This is a genomic window from Brachybacterium sp. YJGR34, assembly GCF_003347015.1.
Taxonomy (GTDB): domain Bacteria; phylum Actinomycetota; class Actinomycetes; order Actinomycetales; family Dermabacteraceae; genus Brachybacterium.
On record NZ_PNFB01000026.1, the window covers coordinates 28,599 to 46,792 of the forward strand.

General features: G+C 73.0%; 15 protein-coding genes. 9 read left to right on the forward strand and 6 right to left on the reverse strand.

Annotated elements, in window-relative coordinates; translation table 11 throughout:
- Positions 1-49 precede the first annotated feature (49 nt).
- A complete protein-coding gene (locus tag CXH06_RS16760) occupies positions 50-1,405 on the forward strand; it encodes an RNA polymerase sigma factor (protein ID WP_114856345.1) in 1,356 nt (451 codons plus the stop codon).
- 20 nt (positions 1,406-1,425) lie between these two features.
- Complete coding sequence (locus tag CXH06_RS16765) at positions 1,426-2,010, forward strand: GNAT family N-acetyltransferase (protein ID WP_232820405.1); 585 nt, start codon at positions 1,426-1,428, stop codon at positions 2,008-2,010.
- 201 nt (positions 2,011-2,211) lie between these two features.
- Here the strand turns inward: CXH06_RS16765 and CXH06_RS16770 are convergent, their stop codons facing one another.
- Positions 2,212-2,430: a hypothetical protein gene (locus tag CXH06_RS16770; RefSeq protein WP_114856346.1), complete on the reverse strand. Its 219-nt coding sequence runs from the start codon at positions 2,428-2,430 to the stop codon at positions 2,212-2,214.
- A gap of 129 nt (positions 2,431-2,559) precedes the next feature.
- Here CXH06_RS16770 and CXH06_RS16775 point away from each other — a divergent pair, with 129 nt between their 5' ends.
- Genes CXH06_RS16775 through CXH06_RS16785 form a run of 3 tightly spaced genes read left to right on the forward strand, consistent with a single transcriptional unit; the run spans position 2,560 to position 6,349 of the window.
- Positions 2,560-4,677, forward strand: coding sequence for a type IIA DNA topoisomerase subunit B (locus CXH06_RS16775; protein WP_114856347.1), 2,118 nt, complete (start codon positions 2,560-2,562; stop codon positions 4,675-4,677).
- Entirely contained in the window at positions 4,674-5,459 is a 786-nt protein-coding gene (hisF, locus tag CXH06_RS16780; protein ID WP_114856348.1) for an imidazole glycerol phosphate synthase subunit HisF, read from the forward strand. The genes CXH06_RS16775 and hisF overlap by 4 nt, the downstream gene beginning before the upstream one ends.
- Entirely contained in the window at positions 5,456-6,349 is an 894-nt protein-coding gene (locus CXH06_RS16785) for a metallophosphoesterase (protein ID WP_114856349.1), read from the forward strand. The genes hisF and CXH06_RS16785 overlap by 4 nt, the downstream gene beginning before the upstream one ends.
- A gap of 12 nt (positions 6,350-6,361) precedes the next feature.
- On the opposite strand, the gene CXH06_RS18380 is transcribed toward CXH06_RS16785, so the two are convergent.
- The 4 genes from CXH06_RS18380 to CXH06_RS16800 all read right to left on the reverse strand — a co-directional run bounded on the left by CXH06_RS18380 (position 6,362) and on the right by CXH06_RS16800 (position 11,662).
- Positions 6,362-6,598, reverse strand: a complete 237-nt coding sequence (locus CXH06_RS18380) for a hypothetical protein (RefSeq protein WP_157975795.1) — start codon at positions 6,596-6,598, stop codon at positions 6,362-6,364.
- A 551-nt stretch (positions 6,599-7,149) separates the two neighbouring features.
- Positions 7,150-8,028, reverse strand: coding sequence for a D-hexose-6-phosphate mutarotase (locus tag CXH06_RS16790; RefSeq protein WP_114856357.1), 879 nt, complete (start codon positions 8,026-8,028; stop codon positions 7,150-7,152).
- 77 nt (positions 8,029-8,105) lie between these two features.
- Entirely contained in the window at positions 8,106-9,209 is a 1,104-nt protein-coding gene (locus CXH06_RS16795; RefSeq protein ID WP_114856350.1) for a DUF998 domain-containing protein, read from the reverse strand.
- On the reverse strand, positions 9,206-11,662 hold the full coding sequence (locus CXH06_RS16800) for a DNA topoisomerase (ATP-hydrolyzing) subunit A (protein WP_157975796.1): 2,457 nt from the start codon (positions 11,660-11,662) through the stop codon (positions 9,206-9,208). Before CXH06_RS16800 ends, CXH06_RS16795 begins: the two co-directional genes overlap by 4 nt.
- Before the next feature lie 102 nt (positions 11,663-11,764).
- Here CXH06_RS16800 and CXH06_RS16805 point away from each other — a divergent pair, with 102 nt between their 5' ends.
- From CXH06_RS16805 to CXH06_RS16815, 3 genes are read left to right on the forward strand one after another with little or no spacing between them, the layout of a single operon-like run.
- Positions 11,765-14,521, forward strand: coding sequence for a GNAT family N-acetyltransferase (locus CXH06_RS16805; RefSeq protein WP_114856352.1), 2,757 nt, complete (start codon positions 11,765-11,767; stop codon positions 14,519-14,521).
- Positions 14,518-15,093: a DUF5998 family protein gene (locus CXH06_RS16810; RefSeq protein ID WP_114856353.1), complete on the forward strand. Its 576-nt coding sequence runs from the start codon at positions 14,518-14,520 to the stop codon at positions 15,091-15,093. The genes CXH06_RS16805 and CXH06_RS16810 overlap by 4 nt, the downstream gene beginning before the upstream one ends.
- 5 nt (positions 15,094-15,098) lie before the next feature.
- Entirely contained in the window at positions 15,099-16,253 is a 1,155-nt protein-coding gene (locus tag CXH06_RS16815; RefSeq protein WP_232820406.1) for an alkaline phosphatase family protein, read from the forward strand.
- A gap of 23 nt (positions 16,254-16,276) precedes the next feature.
- Here the strand turns inward: CXH06_RS16815 and sepH are convergent, their stop codons facing one another.
- Complete coding sequence (gene sepH, locus CXH06_RS16820; protein WP_114856354.1) at positions 16,277-17,536, reverse strand: septation protein SepH; 1,260 nt, start codon at positions 17,534-17,536, stop codon at positions 16,277-16,279.
- A gap of 285 nt (positions 17,537-17,821) precedes the next feature.
- On the opposite strand from sepH, the gene CXH06_RS16825 reads away from it, so the two are divergent.
- The gene (locus tag CXH06_RS16825) at positions 17,822-18,124 is read left to right on the forward strand and encodes a DUF4193 domain-containing protein (RefSeq protein WP_114856355.1); all 303 of its coding nucleotides are present in this window, start codon (positions 17,822-17,824) and stop codon (positions 18,122-18,124) included.
- Positions 18,125-18,194: the final 70 nt, after the last annotated feature.

An 18,194-nucleotide genomic window follows, 5' to 3' on the forward strand; every position in this document is an offset into this window, starting at 1 on the left:
CCGGATCGCAGCGCGGGAGCGGAACCCTCGAGCCGCGCCGAGATGACTGATCGCCCGAACGTGGCGGACCGCCCCTGTTCGGGCCGCCGCCGGAAGAAGGAACTCTGTGACCTCCTCCAAGACCGAGACCGCCCCCGCGGCGACGACCTCGACCCGCGCCACCGGCGCGTCCGCGGACGCCGCGGAGAGCTCCGAGGCCGTCCAGGCCGCGACCCCCGTCGAGAAGGACAAGACCACCGCGAAGAAGGCTGCTGCGAAGAAGGCGCCCGCCCGCAAGGCGGCGCCCAAGAAGACCGCTGCGAAGAAGGCCGTCGCCTCCACGGATGCCGAGCCGGAGGAGGTCGAGGAGACCGAGGAGACCGAGACCAAGAAGCCGGCCAGCGCCGACGACGACAAGGTCGAGGCCTCCGGCGGCTTCGTCTTCAACGCCGCCGAGGACGACGCTCCCGCGCAGCAGGTCGTCACCGCCGGCGCGACCGCGGACCCGGTCAAGGACTACCTCAAGCAGATCGGCAAGGTCGCTCTGCTCAACGCCGCCCAGGAGGTCGAGCTCGCCGAGCGGATCGAGGCCGGCCTCTACGCGGAGCAGATCCTCAAGCGCGACGAGGAGAAGTACGTCGACACGGCCCGGGGCCGCCTGAACAAGGCCGGCCGCGAGCTGACGATGATCGCCGAGGACGGCCGCGCCGCCAAGGACCACCTGCTCGAGGCCAACCTGCGCCTGGTGGTCTCCCTCGCCAAGCGCTACACGGGCCGCGGCATGCTGTTCCTGGACCTGATCCAGGAGGGCAACCTCGGGCTGATCCGCGCGGTGGAGAAGTTCGACTACGCCAAGGGCTACAAGTTCTCCACCTACGCCACCTGGTGGATCCGCCAGGCCATCACCCGCGCCATGGCGGACCAGGCCCGCACCATCCGCATCCCCGTGCACATGGTCGAGGTCATCAACAAGCTGGCCCGCGTCCAGCGCCAGATGCTCCAGGACCTGGGCCGCGAGCCCACGCCGGAGGAGCTGGCCAAGGAGCTGGACATGACGCCCGAGAAGGTCGTCGAGGTCCAGAAGTACGGCCGCGAGCCGATCTCCCTGCACACCCCGCTGGGCGAGGACGGCGACAGCGAGTTCGGTGACCTCATCGAGGACTCGGAGGCCGTGGTCCCCGCGGATGCGGTGAGCTTCACCCTGCTGCAGGAGCAGCTGCACTCGGTGCTCGACACCCTCTCCGAGCGCGAGGCCGGTGTGGTCTCGATGCGCTTCGGCCTCGAGGACGGCCAGCCCAAGACCCTCGACGAGATCGGCAAGGTCTACGGCGTGACCCGCGAGCGGATCCGTCAGATCGAGTCCAAGACGATGTCGAAGCTGCGTCACCCCTCGCGCTCGCAGGTTCTGCGCGACTACCTGGACTGAGGCCGGAGGGCGGCATCGAGGTGACGACCCTGCACGACCGCGGCGCCGTACTCCCCACCCGGGAGGGCGGCGCCGCCGCGGTGGACGATGACCTGGCCGTGGTGCGCGTGGGACCCGAGGACTGGGAGCGGCACCGCGACCTGCGCCTGGCGATGCTGCGCGATGCCCCCGAGGCCTTCTGGGCGGACCCGGCGGAGGTCGCGCGGCGCAGCGAGGAGGAGTGGCGCGCGGAGCTCGCCGGGCCGCGCCTGCACCTCCAGGCCCGTCGAGCGCAGGAGGTGCTCGGCGGCATCGGGGTGCTCCCGGAGGGATACGTCCCGCAGGAGCCGATCCCCGAGGACCATGCGCACGTGGTCTCGATGTGGGTGACCCCCGCCGCCCGCGGCGGCGGGCTCTCGGCCCTCCTGATGCGGGCGGCCGCCGCGCTCGCCCTCGAGATCGGCCGGCCCCATCTCACCCTGGACGTGGATTCCGCGAACGCGCGGGCGCAGCGCAGCTACGTGCGCCTCGGGTTCGTCCCGACCGGACGCACCGACCCGCGCGAGGGCCACGTCACCTCGTGGGTGGAGTACCGCGCCGACGCCCGGGACCTGCTCGCCCGCTGAGCTGCACCGGGTGGTCGCCACTCGCGCACCGAGCCTCACCGGTTCGTCGCCATCAGGAGCGCGACGATCGAGAGATCCGCGCCCTCCGACCGCGACGGCCAGGACCGAGAAAAGAGGTGCGGCTCTGAACCGGATCCGGGGGCCGGATGGTTCAGAACCGCACCTTCTTCGCTGGTGAGGGGCCGCGGGGCCGGGGAGGGGTCAGTCCTCGACGGGCTCCGGCTTGGCGTGCAGACGCTCGGTCTCGTCGATGACCTCGGAGGCGACGGTGCTGAGCGCGTCCTGGTGAGCGCGGGCGTGGTGGGCGCAGAACATCAGCTCGCCGCCCGCTTCCAGGAGCACCTGGACGTACGCCTGGGCGCCGCAGCGGTCGCAGCGGTCGTGTGCCGTGAGCCGGGGTGCTTCAAGAGTCAGGTTCATGGAGTCTTTCTAGCATCCGAGCGGACCGCCCCGCAGTGACGAGCGCCCTGGTTCGCTGGGGGCGCAACGGAGATGTGAGCGGCGACCCAATGCCGGGCCGCGGGCCCGCGGACCCGTAGGATCGGCAGGGTGTCCACCACTCCCGCTGCGAAGAAGTCCGCCTACGACGCCCGCAACCTCCAGGTCCTCGAAGGGCTGGAGGCCGTGCGCAAGCGTCCCGGGATGTACATCGGTTCCACCGACTCCCGGGGCCTCATGCACTGCCTCTGGGAGATCCTCGACAATGCGGTCGACGAGGCCCTGGGCGGTCACGGCACGTCGATCTCCGTGATCCTGCACCCCGATCACTCCGTCGAGGTCCGCGACACCGGCCGCGGCGTCCCCGTGGACGTCGAGCCCCGCACCGGCCTCACCGGTGTCGAGGTGGTCTACACCAAGCTCCACGCCGGCGGGAAGTTCGGCGGCGGCTCGTACGCCGCCTCCGGAGGCCTCCACGGGGTCGGCGCGAGCGTCGTCAACGCCCTCTCCGGGCGGCTCGACGTGGAGGTCGACCGCGCCGGGAAGACCTACGCGATGAGCTTCCGCCGCGGCGCCCCCGGTGTCTTCGCGGACACCGACGGGCCGGATCCCGACTCGCCCTTCACCCCGGCCTCCGGCCCGGCGGAGCTGCGCGTGGTGGGCAAGGCCAAGCGCGGCGTGACCGGCACCCGGGTGCGCTACTGGGCGGATCCGCAGATCTTCGTCAGGGGCTCCCACTTCTCGCTGGACGACCTCACGCGGCGCTCCCGCCAGACCGCCTTCCTCGTCCCCGGCCTCGAGCTCTCGGTGACCGACCACCGCCCCGAGGCCTCGCCGGACCAGCCCGCCACCCGCACCTACAAGTACGACGGCGGCATCAGCGAGTTCGTCGAGTACCTGGCCCAGGACCAGCGGATCACAGACATCATCCGCCTTCAGGGCTCCGGCGAGTACACCGAGACCATCCCGGTGCTCGACGAGAAGGGCCACATGGTCTCGACCGATGTCGAGCGCACCTGCGAGGTCGACATCGCTCTGCGCTGGGGCGCGGACTTCGATTCCACGCTGCGCTCCTTCGTGAACATCGTCGCCACGCCCAAGGGCGGCACCCACATGTCCGGCTTCGAGCAGGCCCTGGTCAAGACCCTGCGCAAGCAGGTCGAGAACCAGGCGCGGCGCGTGAAGTTCAACGCCAAGAACGAGAAGGTCGAGAAGGACGACACGCTCGCCGGTCTCACCGCGGTGATCAGCGTCCGGATCGACGAGCCGCAGTTCGAGGGGCAGACCAAGGAGGTGCTGGGCACCCCCGCGATCCGCGCGATCGTCTCGCGCGTGGTCGAGGAGCGGCTCACGGCCTTCCTGACCTCCACGAAGAAGGGGGAGAAGGAGCAGGCCGCCCTGGTCATCGACAAGGTGGTCTCCGAGATGCGCGCTCGCATCGCCGCGCGCATGCACAAGGAGGTCTCCCGCCGGAAGAACGCCCTGGAGTCCTCGACGATGCCCACCAAGCTCGCCGACTGCCGCACCCAGGACGTGGAGCGCTCTGAGCTGTTCCTCGTCGAGGGCGACAGCGCGCTGGGCACGGCCAAGAACGCCCGCTCCTCGGAGTTCCAGGCGCTGCTGCCCCTGCGCGGCAAGATCCTCAACGTGCAGAAGGCCTCGGTCACGGACATGCTGCGCAATGCCGAGTGCGCCGCGATCATCCAGGTGATCGGGGCCGGCTCCGGCCGGACCTTCGATCTCGAGGCGGCGCGCTACGGCAAGATCATCATGATGACCGACGCCGACGTGGACGGCGCCCACATCCGCACGCTGATGCTGACGCTCTTCTACCGCTACATGCGCCCCCTGGTCGAGGCCGGGCGGGTCTATGCCGCCGTGCCCCCGCTGCACCGCGTCGAGATCATCCACGGCGGAGCGAAGAAGAACGAGTTCGTGTACACCTATTCCGAGGCGGAGCTGAACGCGCTGCTGAAGAAGCTCGAGCGGCGGGGCAAGCGGTACAAGGAGCCGATCCAGCGCTACAAGGGCCTGGGGGAGATGGACGCGGACCAGCTCGCGGACACCACCATGGATCCGGGCCACCGCACGCTGCGCCGTGTGCGCATCGAGGATGCGGAGGCCGCGAGCGCCGTGTTCGAGCTCCTGATGGGCTCCGAGGTCGCGCCCCGCAAGCAGTTCATCATCGAAGGAGCCGAGGAGCTCGACCTGGAGAGGATCGACGCATGAGTGTCGCCGTCCGTGTGATCCCGTGCCTGGACGTCGACGCCGGGCGCGTCGTCAAGGGCGTCAACTTCAAGGACCTCCGCGATGCGGGCGACCCCGTGGAGCTCGCGGAGCGCTACGGCCTCGAGGGCGCGGACGAGCTCACCTTCCTCGACGTCACCGCCTCCTCCGGGGGGCGCGAGACCATGGTCGACGTGGTCCGCGCCGCGGCGGAGCAGATCTTCATCCCGCTCACCGTCGGCGGCGGCGTCCGGAGTCCTCAGGATGTGGATCAGCTGCTGCGCGCCGGGGCGGACAAGTGCGGCGTGAACACCGCCGCGATCGCGCGGCCCGAGCTCATCTCCGAGATCGCCCGGCGCTTCGGCAACCAGGTGCTGGTGCTCTCGATCGACGCCCGCCGCGTCACCGGGGACACCCCCGAGGGCACCGCCCGCTCCGGCTCCGGCATCGAGGTCACCACGCACGGCGGCCGGCGCGGCACGGGGATCGACGCGATCGAGTGGATCCGCGAGGTGACCGATCGCGGCGCCGGCGAGATCCTGCTGAACTCGATGGACGCCGACGGCACCGAGCAGGGCTTCGACCTCGAGCTGATCCGTCGGGCGCGGGAGGCGACCACCCTCCCCCTGATCGCCTCCGGCGGCGCCGGTGCGCCCGAGCACTTCGCGCCCGCGGTGCACGCCGGGGCCGACGCGGTGCTCGCCGCGAGCGTCTTCCACTTCGGGCAGATGACGATCGACACGGTCAAGGCGGCGATGGCGGCCGACGGGATCACCGTGCGGTGACCGCGCCCCTGGCGGTCGCCCCGCGTTCTCCCGGCACGGGCGGTGCGGGGCACCGGCGGCTCGCGGTCCTCGCCCTCGCGGCGCTGCTGGTGCTCGCCCCGGCCACCGGATGGCTGCTGTGGGACAACCGTCGGCTGGACGTGACGACCTACGAGGTCACCGTCGCCGATCTGCCGCCGTCGGCCGACGGGCTGCGCATCGCGCAGCTCTCCGATCTGCACTCCGCCTCCTTCGGGACCTTCCCCGAGCGTCTGGTGGACGACGTGCGCAGCGCCCGCCCGGATCTCATCGCCCTCAGCGGTGATCTCATCGACCACCGCACCACCGATCTCGGCGGCGTGCTGGACATCGTGTCCGCCCTGCAGAAGATCGCTCCGTGCTACGTGGTGCTCGGCAACCACGAGGCCGCCTCCCCGCTGCAGGCGGAGCTGATCGACGCACTCGAGGACCGCGGGGCGGTGGTGCTGCGCGACGAGGCCCGCACCGTCCGCGCGGGCGGCACCGAGCTCACGATCGCGGGGCTGGACGATCCGCAGGTCGCCTCGTGGGGTGCCGAGCGCTCTCCTCGCAGCGTGCTGGGCGGGATGGACCTGCCTCCGGGCGTCCCCACGATCCTGCTCGCACATCGCCCGGAGCTGCTGGAGTCCTACAGCGGCAGGGGGATCGACCTGGTGCTGTCGGGCCATGCCCACGGCGGGCAGGTGCGGCTGCCGCTGCTGGGCGGGGTGTTCGCGCCGCACCAGGGGATTTTCCCGGAGCTCACCGAGGGCGTGCACGTGCGGGGGGACACCACGATGGTGATCAGCCGAGGCCTCGGGAACAGCGTGGCGGGGGTGCGGGTGAACAATCCCCGCGAGCTGGTCCTCGTGGACCTGCGCGCCGGTGTCTGAGCGTCGGGGAGCTCACAGCAGGGTCGACAGCCCCGCGCCCCACAGGACGCGCAGCTCGTGGGCACCCTGTTCACGGCGAACACGGGCGGCCTCCTGCTCGCGCCGGGCCTGACGCAGCGCCCGCCGGCGCCCTGGTCCGGGACGCCGCACAGGAGCCGAGGGGACCCGGCCGGCAGGGCGGGGGCTCTCGTCGTGGCGCGTGGAGAGGGTGAGGGGAGGTCGGGGGTCGGGGGCGGTCTCGAGCGACATGGTCGTCTCCTCGTGAGGGGTGTGGGATCAAGGATTCCCGCGAGGGCGGACTGGATCTGTCCGCGAAGAACGGCAGGGCAGCGGGACGCTTGCGCTCAGCGCGCAGCGTCATGGAGCAGGAGGAGCCGGGTGATGTCCCGGCGGGGGAGCGGTCGAGCGGGGGCGGGGCGTCAGCGGGCGGCGCCCGGCCCGGGTGGGGCTCAGCCGCCGATCGGTGGGACGTCCTCGCTGCCGACGGCCCGGGCCGGTGGGGCCGGGGCCTGGAGCGGGATCGTCGTCGTGGTCATGGCCCCAGTCCACCACCCCTGATGTGGAGCGTCCACCGAATAAACCCCGAGGTCGATGAGCCGCGGCCGAGGGACGGGCGGCGCGCTGCGGCGGGCGATCGGATCGCGGGCGCGGCGAACGGGGCCTCGCAGCCGCCCGCACCCGCGACGGGGGAGCGCCGCGTCAGCGACGAGGGAGCTCGGAGGCGCAACGGAGCGCAGAGGGGGAGGGGTGCGCCGTCCCGGGCCGGTCCGCGAGCCGGCCGGGAGCGCGGCCGGACCCGCTCAGCGCTCGACGCGGTAGGTGACCCCGAGAGAGTGCGACTGCCCGGGCTCGAGGGCGACGAAACCGTCCTTCGCGATCGCCGGCTCGATGCACACGAACTCGGGCCAGGCCGCGTCGGGGATGTCGTCCATCCCGGTGACCAGCGCGTCCCATGGGTTCCACACCACGGTCCGGGAGGTGCCGCGAGCCGTGCCGACGATCCGCCGGCCGGCCGGGGCATCGACCAGGGTGACCGGGCCGACGGCGTCGACGATGCGATCGGTGGAGCCGGTCAGGCGCAGCGGCTGCGCAGGGAGGACGTCGGCGGCGAGGTTCCGCGTGTTGTCGAGGAACGCGGCCCCCTCGAGCCCGCGGATCTCGATCTCCCGCACGTCCTCGACCGCGAGATAGCTGTGCAGCGCCGCCTCGAGCTCGAGGCGGCGCTCGCCCGCGGTGACGGTGAGGTCGACGGCGAGCTCGGTGCCGATGCGCACCGTCAGCGTCGCGGAGAGCGCTCTGGCCTCCTCGGGGGTGGTCAGGGCGAGCACGACCTCCTCGCCGACGCGTTCGACGGAGGCCAGGTCCCAGCGGACGTTGCGCAGCCAGCCGTGCTTGACGGGCTGGGCCAGCTCGCGCCCCGGGCCGAACCACGGTCCGACCACCGGGATGCCGCCGCGGGCCGGCTGCCCGTCGCCGAAGGCCGAGGTGGGGCTCATCCACAGCAGATCGGCTTCGCCCGCCGGCGCGTAGCTGATCACGTGGGCGCCGTCGAGCAGGACCACCGCGCTGGCGGCGGGGATGTCCACGTGCACCGCCGGGACGCCGTGGGCCGGGCCCAGGCGAACCCCCTCGGGAAGCGGGAGGGACGGGGAGGCGGCATCGGGGCGCGAGGAGCTCATGGAGCCCATCGTGCCATGACCCACGGCGCCGCCACGGGCTCCTCCGCGACCCGCCCGCGGCGCCGAACGGTCCCCGATCACGACGCCGGTGCGCTCTCCTCCAGCGTCCGGGCGCCCTCCGCCGCGGCGGAGACCTGCCGGATGAACAGCAGCAGCCACGCGTACACCGTCAGCGCCGCCCCGAACTCGAAGGCGGTCATGTTCAGATAGCCCACCGGTTCGAACAGCACGATGACCACCACCAGGACGGCGAAGGCGGCGGCGGTGACCGCGATCAGCGCTCCGGGCAGCCTGCGCAGGATGACCGGGAAGACGATCAGCGCCAGGCCGAACACCACCACCAGCAGCATCGAGACCCGGTTGTGCCACGGCACGCTGACGTTCCGGGAGATCAGGCCGATCAGCGCGAGGTTCAGGCCCAGGGCGACGAGCGTCCACCGCACCACCTGCACCTTCCAGCGCGGCTCTCCCGCGACGCCGGCCCAGCGCCCCAGATCGTGGGCGATGAGATCGCCGACGGTCAGGAACGCGATGCCGGTCAGCAGCAGCGTGAGGTTGAACAGGGCGCTCGATCGGTCGCCCGTCTCGCCCAGCTCCGAGAAGTAGCTCTCCCACCAGTACGGATCCGGGGACTGGATCGCCGAGGCGAGCACTCCGATCGAGAGGAACACGAGGATGAGAGAGGCCAGCGAGCGACTGTTGAGCGCGGCCACGGCGGCGGCGACCACATAGGCCCACACGCCGCTGGTGGCCGCCACCCAGAGCGTGCCGGTGACACGGTCCAGGGTCACGCCCCAGAACGCCTGCTGCAGCACCGTGTACAGCGCGCTGGTGAGCAGGTACGCGAGCGCCGCGCAGACCAGGACCGGGCCGATCATCGCCACCGCCCGTCGCCACCTCGGCATCTCGAGCATCCACGACTGGTGGCGCGGGGCGAGCAGGGCGAGACCGGCCGCGGCGGCCAGGACGGAGGTCGCGGCCGAGGACAGCGCGGCGATCTGCCCGATCGAGCCGGGCCCGGTCAGGCCCGCGGCGCTCGGCAGGGCGACCAGGCCCAGGACGAGTCCCACCAGGACCCCGCCCAGACCCAGGACGAGGGTGAGCGATTCGGTCCGGACGGCGAGGTACGGCCTCGGTGAGGGGACGACGCGGCCGGAGGGGGACTCCCCGGTGGTGCTCATCCGACCGCGGCGATCGGCACGGCCACCGGCGTGCCGGAGCCGTCCCGGCGCCCGGTGGGCTCGGGGAGGTCGATCGGCTGGCCGGCCTCCGAGCAGGCGCGCGCCGGATGCGGCACCACCCAGGCGCCGATCAGGGCGTCCTCGCCGCGGAGGAAGCGATGGCAGCGCATGCCGGCCGTGGCCCGCCCCTTGGCCGGGAAGTCGACGAGGGAGGAGACCTTCAGCGAGCCGTTCTGCAGCAGCGGCAGGGTGCCGGAGGTGCCGGCGACGGTCACGACGTCCGCCGGCGCGGTGACGTCGACGACGCCGAAGGAGAGCACGTGCGCGCCGCCCGCGAGCTTGACGCCCGCCACCCCTCCGGCACCCCGGCCCTGAGGGCGCACCCCCGAGGCGGGGAAGTGGAGCAGCTGGGCGTCGGAGGTGACGAAGACCAGATCCAGGTCCTCGTCCTCCTCGAGGTCGGCCACACCCACCACCGCGTCGCCGTCCTTCAGCGCGATGATCTCGAAGCCGTCGGAGCGCGGGAAGTCCAGCTGGACCCGCTTGACCACGCCCTGACGGGTGCCCAGGGCGATCGCGCCGCCGCGGGCGAGGTCCGCCTCGGCGAGACGGATCAGCCCCAGCGCCCGCTCGTCCTTCGCGAGGTCCACGAGGTCCGCGAGGAGTGTGCCGCCCGCCAGGGAGGGGGCTCCCGCGGTGGGAGCGAGGGAGGGGAGGTCCACCACCGAGAGCTGCAGCACGCGGCCGCGGTCGGTGACCACGCCGACCGTGGAGCGGGTCGAGGTGCGCAGGGAGGCGACCACCACGTCGTGGGCGGCGCGCGGACCCTCCCGCAGCACCGGTCCCTCGCCGGCGATGCGGGCCACCAGTCCGGTGCCCGTCAGCAGCACGCCGCAGGGCTCGTCGGCCACCTCGAGGGAACCGCCCGCCGCGGCCACCGGCGCCTGCGCGGACTCCAGCAGCACGGTGCGGCGCGGGTCGCCGTGCTCGGCGGCGACCTGCGCGAGCTCGTCCGAGACCAGCGTCCGCAGCACCGTCTCCGAGCCCAGGATCTCCTGCAGGCGCTCGATCTCGCGACGCAGCTCGTCCTGCTCCGCCTCGAGCTCGATCCGGGAGAACTTCGTCAGCCGGCGCAGCCGCAGCTCGAGGATGTACTCGGCCTGCACCTGGCTGAGATCGAAGATCTGCATCAGGCGGGTGCGGGCGGTCTCGGAGTCGTCGCTCGAACGGACGATCTGGATGACCTCGTCGATGTCGAGGATCGCCAGCAGCAGCCCCTCGACCAGGTGCAGCCGCGCCGTCCGCTTCGCCAGGCGGTGCTCCGTGCGCCGGCGCACGACCGACAGACGGTGGTCGACGAACACCTCGAGCAGCTGCTTGAGGCCCATGGTGCGGGGCTGCCCCTCGACCAGCGCGACGTTGTTCATCCCGAAGGACTCCTCGAGCGGCGTGTACCGGTACAGCTGCTCGAGCACCGCGTCGGGATCGAAGCCGGACTTCACGCTCAGCACCAGGCGCAGGCCGTGATGGCGGTCGGTGAGATCCTGGTAGTCGGTGATGCCCTGGACGCGCTTGGACTGCACGGCATCGCGCAGCTTCTCGGCGAAGCGCTCGGGACCCACCTGGTAGGGCAGCTCGGTGACGACGATGCCGCGGCGGCGCGAGGTGATGTTCTCCACCTTGGTCGTGGCACGGATCTTGAACGAGCCGCGACCGGTGCGATAGGCGTCGCGGATGCCGTCCAGGCCGATGATCCGCCCACCGGTGGGCAGATCGGGACCGGGCACGAAGCGCATCAGCTCCTCGAGCTCCGCGTCCGGGTTCTCGATGAGATGGCGCGCGGCGGCGACGGTCTCGACCAGGTTGTGCGGCGCCATGTTCGTGGCCATCCCGACCGCGATCCCGGACGCCCCGTTGACCAGCAGGTTCGGGTACTGGGCCGGGAGCACCTCGGGCTGGGTGAGCTGATTGTCGTAGTTCGGGACCGTGTCCACGACGTCCTCGTCGAGCGAGTCGGTCATCAGCAGCGCGGCCCGCGACGGCCGCGCCTCGGTGTACCGCGCCGCCGCCGGGCCGTTGTCCAGCGAGCCGAAGTTGCCGTGCCCGTCCACCAGCGGCAGGCGCATGTTGAAGGGCTGCGCCATGCGCACCAGGGCGTCGTAGATCGCGGTGTCGCCGTGCGGGTGCAGCTTGCCCATCACCTCGCCGACCACGCGCTGGCTCTTGACGTGCCCGCGGTCGGGGCGCAGCCCCATGTCGGCCATCATGTAGAGGATGCGGCGCTGGACCGGCTTGAGCCCGTCGCGCGCATCGGGCAGCGCCCGCGAGTAGATCACGGAGTACGCGTACTCGAGGAACGAGGCCTCCATCTCGCTGGTGACGTCGATGTCGACGATGGTCTCGTCGCTCGGCGCGTCGCCGGCGGGCGGGGCGGTGCTGCGTGATCGTGCCATGGGGACCATCATGGCGCATGACCGGGCACGATCTCGGGACCCGGGGCGCTCCGGCGGGAGTGAATCCCGTCTATCCCCGCCGCCCGGCGCTAGGATCTCGTCATGGTGGACAGACGCGACGGACCCGGCTCCCGGCGTCGCCGCGGGCCGGGCGCCGAGCCCCCGTCGGCCGCCTATCCGGCCCACTGGGAGGCGGACATCGCCCTGCGCGACGGCTCGGCCGCGCACCTGCGCCCGATCCTCCCGTCGGACGCCGAGGCGCTGCAGGCCTTCCACCAGCGCCAGTCCGAGCACTCGCGGTACCTGCGCTTCTTCGCACCGATGCCGCGACTGTCGCTGCGGGACCTCCAGCGCTTCACCCACGTCGACCACGACGACCGCGTCGCCCTCGTGGTGCTGGCGGGCGAGGACATCATCGCCGTGGGCCGCTATGACCGGATCGAGCCCCGGGTCGCCGAGGTCGCCTTCAACGTCTCCGACTCCCGGCAGGGCACCGGGGTGGCCTCGATGCTGCTCGAGCACCTGGTGGCGGCCGCCCGGGAGCGCGGCATCGACGAGTTCACCGCCGAGGTGCTGCCGCAGAACGCGAAGATGATCAACGTCTTCACCGAGACCGGCTTCGACGTGGACCGCGTGCTCGACGACGGCGTCATCCTGGTCTCCTTCCGCATCGACCCCACCGCGCGCTCCCTCGCCGTGATGGCCGAGCGCGAGCACCGCGCGGAGGCGCGGGCCATGGACCGGCTCCTGCACCCGCGCTCCGTGCTGCTGATCGGCGTCTCCTCCCGGGCGGACTCCCCCGGGGGCCGCGTCCTCGCCGCGCTCGAGGCCTCCGGCTACACGGGGGAGGTGCACGTCGTCGCCCGCGAGGTCCTCGAGCTGCGAGGGCACCGGACCCACGGGCGGATCTCCGACGTGCCCGGCACCGTCGACCTGGCCGTCATCGCCCTGCGTCCCGAGGACTGCCGGGACGCCATCGAGGAGTGCGCCCGGATCGGGGTGCGCAGCGTGCTGATCCCCACCGAGGGCTTCTGGGACAGCGACTCCGGCCGCGCGCAGCAGCGCGAGCTCGTGGCCCGTGCCCGGCTCCACGGCATGCGCCTGCTGGGACCCGGGTCGCTCGGGTTCCTGCGCACCGGCGAGGACCCGATCAGCCTCTCGCTCGCCCCGCGGATGCCGCGTCCGGGGCCCGTCGCGCTCGCCGGGCAGTCCAGCGCGCTCTCGGCCATGCTCCTGGCGGGCACCGATCGCCGCGGTCTCGGGCTGCACGAGTTCGTCGGCGTGGGCAATCGTGCCGACGTCTCCCTCAACGACACCCTCCAGCACTGGGAGGAGGACGAGCAGGTCGGCGTGATCGGCCTCGCGCTGGAGTCGATGGGCAACCCCCGCAAGTTCACCCGGATCGCGCGGCGCCTGACCCGCTCCACCCCGCTGATCGTGCTGCGACCCCCCGGGAGCGAGTCGCATCTCCCGCCGGGCCACGACGTGCGCACCTCCGCCCTGCCGCGGCGGGCCCTGGACCAGGTGCTCGACTCCGCCGGTGTGGTGCAGACCCGCGGCGTGGACCATCTGCTGGACGTCGTGGACGCGATCGGTCGCCAGGGGCTCCCGCTGGGGCATCGGGTGGGCCTGCTGTCGAACACAGGTGCGCTCGGCGCCTCGCTGCGCGGCGCCGCCGACGACGCCGGTCTCACCGTGGTCGCCGACAACCGCAGCGTCCCGCTCACGGCCGATCCGCGGCTGATCCAGCGCGCCTTCACCTCGATGGCCGCCCTGGGGGCCGTGGACCTGGTGGTCGCCGGGGTGGTGGACCCCCAGGTGGGCGACGGCGCCGAGATGCTGCGCCAGATGGCGACCGTGGCCCGCCGCGCGGAGGTGGTGCTGCTGGTGTGCCTGGTGACCACCGAGGAGCGCTTCGGCGCCGTGCAGCAGGCGGTGCGCGAGGACTCCTCCCTGCCCCCGGTCCACGCCACGCCCTACGTCGTCATGCGCGCGGGGGCCGGCATGCTCGCCGCCGCCCGGCGCTCCGACATCGACGACGAGGAGCCCGCCCAGCGCGAGGACCTCGAGCGCCACCGGGCCCGCGAGCTCGTGGACGCCCTGAGCGAGGACGCGGGCCCGGCCGAGCGCGAGCTGTCCGCGCAGGACGCCGCCGCCCTGCTGGCCGCCTACGGCATCGAGCTGCTGGCCTCCCGTCCGATCACCGACGTGGACGACGCGATCGAGCAGGCCGCGGCGATCGGCTACCCGGTGGCGCTCAAGAGCACCGACCCGGAGCTGCGCCACCGCGCCGATCTGGGCGGGGTGCGCCTCGGAGTCCCGGACGCGGTCCAGCTGCGGCACGCCGTCACGGCGATGCGCCGCGACCTCGCCTTCTCCTCCGCCCCGCTCGAGGTGCAGGCCATGGCGCCCACCGGGGTGCCGATGGTGGTGCGCAGCGTCGAGGATCCCTCGCTGGGGCCGGTGGTCTCGCTGTCCGTGGCCGGGGACGCCACCGACCTGCTCGACGACATCGCCTATGCGATCCCGCCCTTCAGCGAGAAGGGCGCGCGGGCCCTGGTCGACGCCCCGGCCACCGCGGTGAAGCTGCGCGGCACCCGCGGCCTGCCCCCGGCGGATCGCGAGGCGCTCGCCGACCTGGTGGTGCGCGTGGGCCTGCTCGCCGAGGACCTCCCCGAGGTCTGCCGGCTCGAGCTGTACCCGGTGCTCGTCGCGCAGCACGGGGTCACGGTCGTCGGTGCGACCGTGTGCCTGGCACCGGCGCCCAATCGCACCGACGGCGCCCGGCGTGTGCTCTCGGGCGCCCCGGGCTCCGCGCCGCGCCCCGCCCGGGGCGGCCGTGGGACAATGGCCCGATGACCACTGCTCTTCCCGCTGACCTCGTGAGGGACCTCGAGACCGCCGGGTACTTCCCGCAGACGGCCGTGCAGAGCCTCGAGCGCTCGCTGCGCGGCGCCCGCCCCCTGGCCCATCTGGTGCGGCCCGAGACGACGTTCGACGGGCCCGAGGTGCGCCGGCACCTGACCGTCATGGTGCTCACCGCCTCGCACCTGCTGATCACCCATCTGGACGATGATCCCGCCGATGCGCTGAACCCCAGTCAGGTGGTCTCCACGACCGAGCGGATCCGGCTGCGGCGGATCACGGTCACCGGCCTCTCCCAGGTCTTCGACACCGACGGGCAGGAGGCCCCCGGCCGGGAGGCGGAGGTCACCCTCGGCGTCAGCTGGGACGGGAGCCGCCGGGTGGATCTGGAACGGGCGGTCTGCGAGGACCCGAACTGCCAGGTCGACCACGGGTACACCGGCACCATCGCCCCCTCGGACCTCGCGCTGCGCGTCAGCTCCCTGGCCGACGGCGCGGGGGCCGTGGAGGCCGCCCTCGCCTTCCACGCCACGCTGGTGGACGCCGTCGACGCGCTCGACGCCTGAGCGGCGTGGCCCCGCACCCCGTGCCCCGTCCCGGAGCCTCCGTCCCGGAGTGGCCCGCGGATCTGCTGCCCGCCCCCTTCGCGGAGGGCGGGCGCCCGGCGCTGCTCGACGTCCTGCGGCCCCTGGTGGAGGCCCCGCAGGAGGGGCGGGACCTGGTCGTGCTGCTCGACGGGGTCGGGGCGGACCTGCTGGCCGAGCACCGCGCCCTGACCCCCACCCTGCGACGGCTGGCCGCGCAGACGGACCGGATCCGCACCGTCGCCCCGGCGACCACCGCGAGCGCGATGGTCTCCCTCCACACCGGTCTGCCGCCGCTGCAGCACGGCGTCCTCGGCTATCTCACCCACGATCCCGCGAGCGGCCGAGCGGTGAACCAGATCAGCGGTGACCGGGGAGTCGATCCCCGGCAGTGGATGCCCGAGCCGACGCTGGTCGAGTCCGGCGTGCGCCGGGCGGTGCAGGTCGCCCCCGCGAAGCACGCCGGCTCCCATCTGAGCGGCGTCGCCTACCGCGGCTGGGAGTTCCTCGGCCACGGCCGCGGGGACCGGATCGAGGCGGTCCGCACGGCGCTGCACCGCGCAGGGCCCGACGGCCTGGTCCACCTCCACGTCGACGACGTCGATCATGCGGGCCACCACCACGGGGTCGACTCCGAGGCATGGCGCACGGCGCTGGCCGACGTCGATGCGCTGGTGGGCAGCCTGCTGCGGCGGGTGCCGCGCGGCACCAGGGTGCACATCACCGCCGATCACGGCATGGTGGACACCGCGGCCGAGCTCACGGTCGACCTCGCCGATCATCCTGCGCTCCAGGTCCTCCTCGCGGACGTGACCGGCGAGGCCCGGGCGCTCAGTCTGCACGCGATCCCCGGTCAGGACGCAGCCGCGGAGCTCGCGGAGCGGATGCGCGCGCTGCTGGGGGAGCGGGCGCTGGTCCTGGACCGTCCTCAGCTGCTGGCCGCCGGCGTGTACGGCCCGGCGGGGAGCCCGGTGCCCCCGCGGGTCGAGGGGCGGCTCCCGGACGTGCTGGCCCTCGCGCGCGGGCGGTGGGGCGTGGACGACTTCTCGCGCCGCCCGGAGACCGCCTCGCGCCTGGTCGGCGTGCACGGCTCGCTGACGCCCGCCGAGTCCTGGGTCCCGCTGCTGCGCGTGACCACCTGAGACCCGCGCGGCGCGGGCCGGGATCAGTCCTGCTTCGAGCCGAAGACGATCTCGTCCCAGCTGGGCATGGAGGCCCGCCGGCTCTTGGTCCGCGAGCGCTTCCGCGCGGGCTTCTCGTCCTCCTCGGCGGTCTCCTCGGAGCCCGTCTCCGGCTCCGGCTCCAGCTCGGTCTCCGCCGACGGGCTGTCGGTGAGGCCCGGCAGCGGGGTGAGGTCGACGGTGTCCTGCACGGCGGCGGGGGAGTCCGCGGCCTCCGGCGACTCGTCGTCCTCCGCCTCGGAGGGCGCTGTGGGATCGCTCTGCTCGAGCTCGTCCGGCTCGGTCCCGTCCTCGCCCGGCGCCAGGTCCGGGACCTCGCTCGAGTGCTCGCGCAGCGCCTGCCGGTCGGCGTCCGCGGTCGCCGCGGGGTCCCCGGAGGCGCCCTGAGAGCCGGTGGCGGAGTCCTCGTCGCCGGCGCGGTCCGCGAGGTCCTCGTCGAGGCTGGACCAGACGGTCGCGGAGTCGTCGGGCCGTGGGACCGAGCGCAGGCCGCGGCGCGCGTTGAGGGCGTCGAGCTCGCCGTCGTCGATCGCCGAGGGGTGGTCCTCGGAGACGGGGGTCGGCCCCGGCCAGGGCCGGCTGCGGCGCGGAGCGGCGGTGTTCCCCTCGAGGGAGCCGTCGGCCTCGAGGTCGTAGACCGAGCTCTTCACGGCCTGGAGGCGTCCGCGGCTGCGCGAGACCTCCGGCGACGGGTCCTCGTCATGGATCCAGCGCGCCTCGTCGTCGACCGGGGAGACCGAGCGGTTGTCGAGATCGGCGACCCAGTGGGCTTCGCGGGGGCGTCCACCGGCGGAGAAGCGCAGCTGGAGCGTCCAGGTGCCGTCCTGGCGGCGCCACGCGTCCCAGGCGGTCTCCCCGCCGGCCTCGCGGGCCGCGAGGCGCTCCGTGACGACCGCGAGCAGGGCGGGGCCGCCGCGGCTGATGGGGAAGGTGCGCGCGCGCTGGGCGGTCCACTCGCGCTCGGCGAGCACGGGACCCTCGTAGCGGCGGACGTGCTCGAGCGGGATCTCCGAGGCCTCCGCGATCTCCTCCGCGGTGCGCCCGGCACGGAGCATCGCCTGCATCTCGCGCGGACGCAGCGGGGCGGCATCGGTCGCCTGGATCATGTTCAGCGCCGGACGGTCCGCGCGCACCGCGGCGCGCAGGGCACGGTCGATGCGCAGCGTGTACCGCGCGCCGTCGGAGTCGGCCAGGATCACATGCTCCCCGTCGTCATGGATCCCGTCGAGTTCGAGCTCGCGCATCGTCGTCCTCTCCGTCGGAGCCTGGTGGGTAGCGTGCAGACGTCTAGGCCGCGACCCTATCGTGCGAGCCTGCGCAGGGGCGGCTCCTGGGCGTCCGGGATCCGGCGTGTTGCCGGTTCCTGGGAACCACCTGTTGTGGGCCGCAGACCCCTCTGCAATAATGCCGCCGCATTCCGCGTTGGGACCCGGACCGACCAGACGTGGCTCGCGAGGTCTCGCTCAGGCTCACGCATCCCAGAACCCCCGGTCGGACGACCCTCGAGACAACCCAGGAACGGACCGTAGATGGCCACTGATTACGACGCCCCGCGCAAGAACGACGAAGAGACGAACGACGACTCCATCGAGGAGCTGAAGGGTCGCCGGAACGAGGCGGCGACGCCGACGGTCGACGAGGACGAGGCCGAGGCCGCGGACTCGTACGAGCTGCCCGGCGCCGACCTCTCCGGCGAGGAGCTCTCGGTGCGGGTGCTGCCCCGCCAGGCCGACGAGTTCACCTGCGCCAGCTGCTTCCTCGTCAAGCACCGCAGCCAGATCGATCACGTCGAGGGCACCCTCATCATCTGCAAGGAGTGCGCCGCCGCCTGATCGGCCGGACGGAGGGTCCGTCCGTTCGTCGGATGCCAGAGCGAAGGGCGCCGCACCCCGATCGGGGTGC

Coding starts and splice junctions, on each gene's coding strand:
- CXH06_RS16770 (WP_114856346.1), bottom strand. CDS start 2,430: ATGAACCTGACTCTTGAAGCACCCCGGCTCACGGCACACGACCGCTGC.
- hisF (WP_114856348.1), top strand. CDS start 4,674: ATGAGTGTCGCCGTCCGTGTGATCCCGTGCCTGGACGTCGACGCCGGG.
- CXH06_RS18380 (WP_157975795.1), bottom strand. CDS start 6,598: ATGTCGCTCGAGACCGCCCCCGACCCCCGACCTCCCCTCACCCTCTCC.
- CXH06_RS16790 (WP_114856357.1), bottom strand. CDS start 8,028: ATGAGCTCCTCGCGCCCCGATGCCGCCTCCCCGTCCCTCCCGCTTCCC.
- CXH06_RS16795 (WP_114856350.1), bottom strand. CDS start 9,209: ATGAGCACCACCGGGGAGTCCCCCTCCGGCCGCGTCGTCCCCTCACCG.
- CXH06_RS16800 (WP_157975796.1), bottom strand. CDS start 11,662: ATGGCACGATCACGCAGCACCGCCCCGCCCGCCGGCGACGCGCCGAGC.
- CXH06_RS16805 (WP_114856352.1), top strand. CDS start 11,765: ATGGTGGACAGACGCGACGGACCCGGCTCCCGGCGTCGCCGCGGGCCG.
- CXH06_RS16810 (WP_114856353.1), top strand. CDS start 14,518: ATGACCACTGCTCTTCCCGCTGACCTCGTGAGGGACCTCGAGACCGCC.
- sepH (WP_114856354.1), bottom strand. CDS start 17,536: ATGCGCGAGCTCGAACTCGACGGGATCCATGACGACGGGGAGCATGTG.
- CXH06_RS16825 (WP_114856355.1), top strand. CDS start 17,822: ATGGCCACTGATTACGACGCCCCGCGCAAGAACGACGAAGAGACGAAC.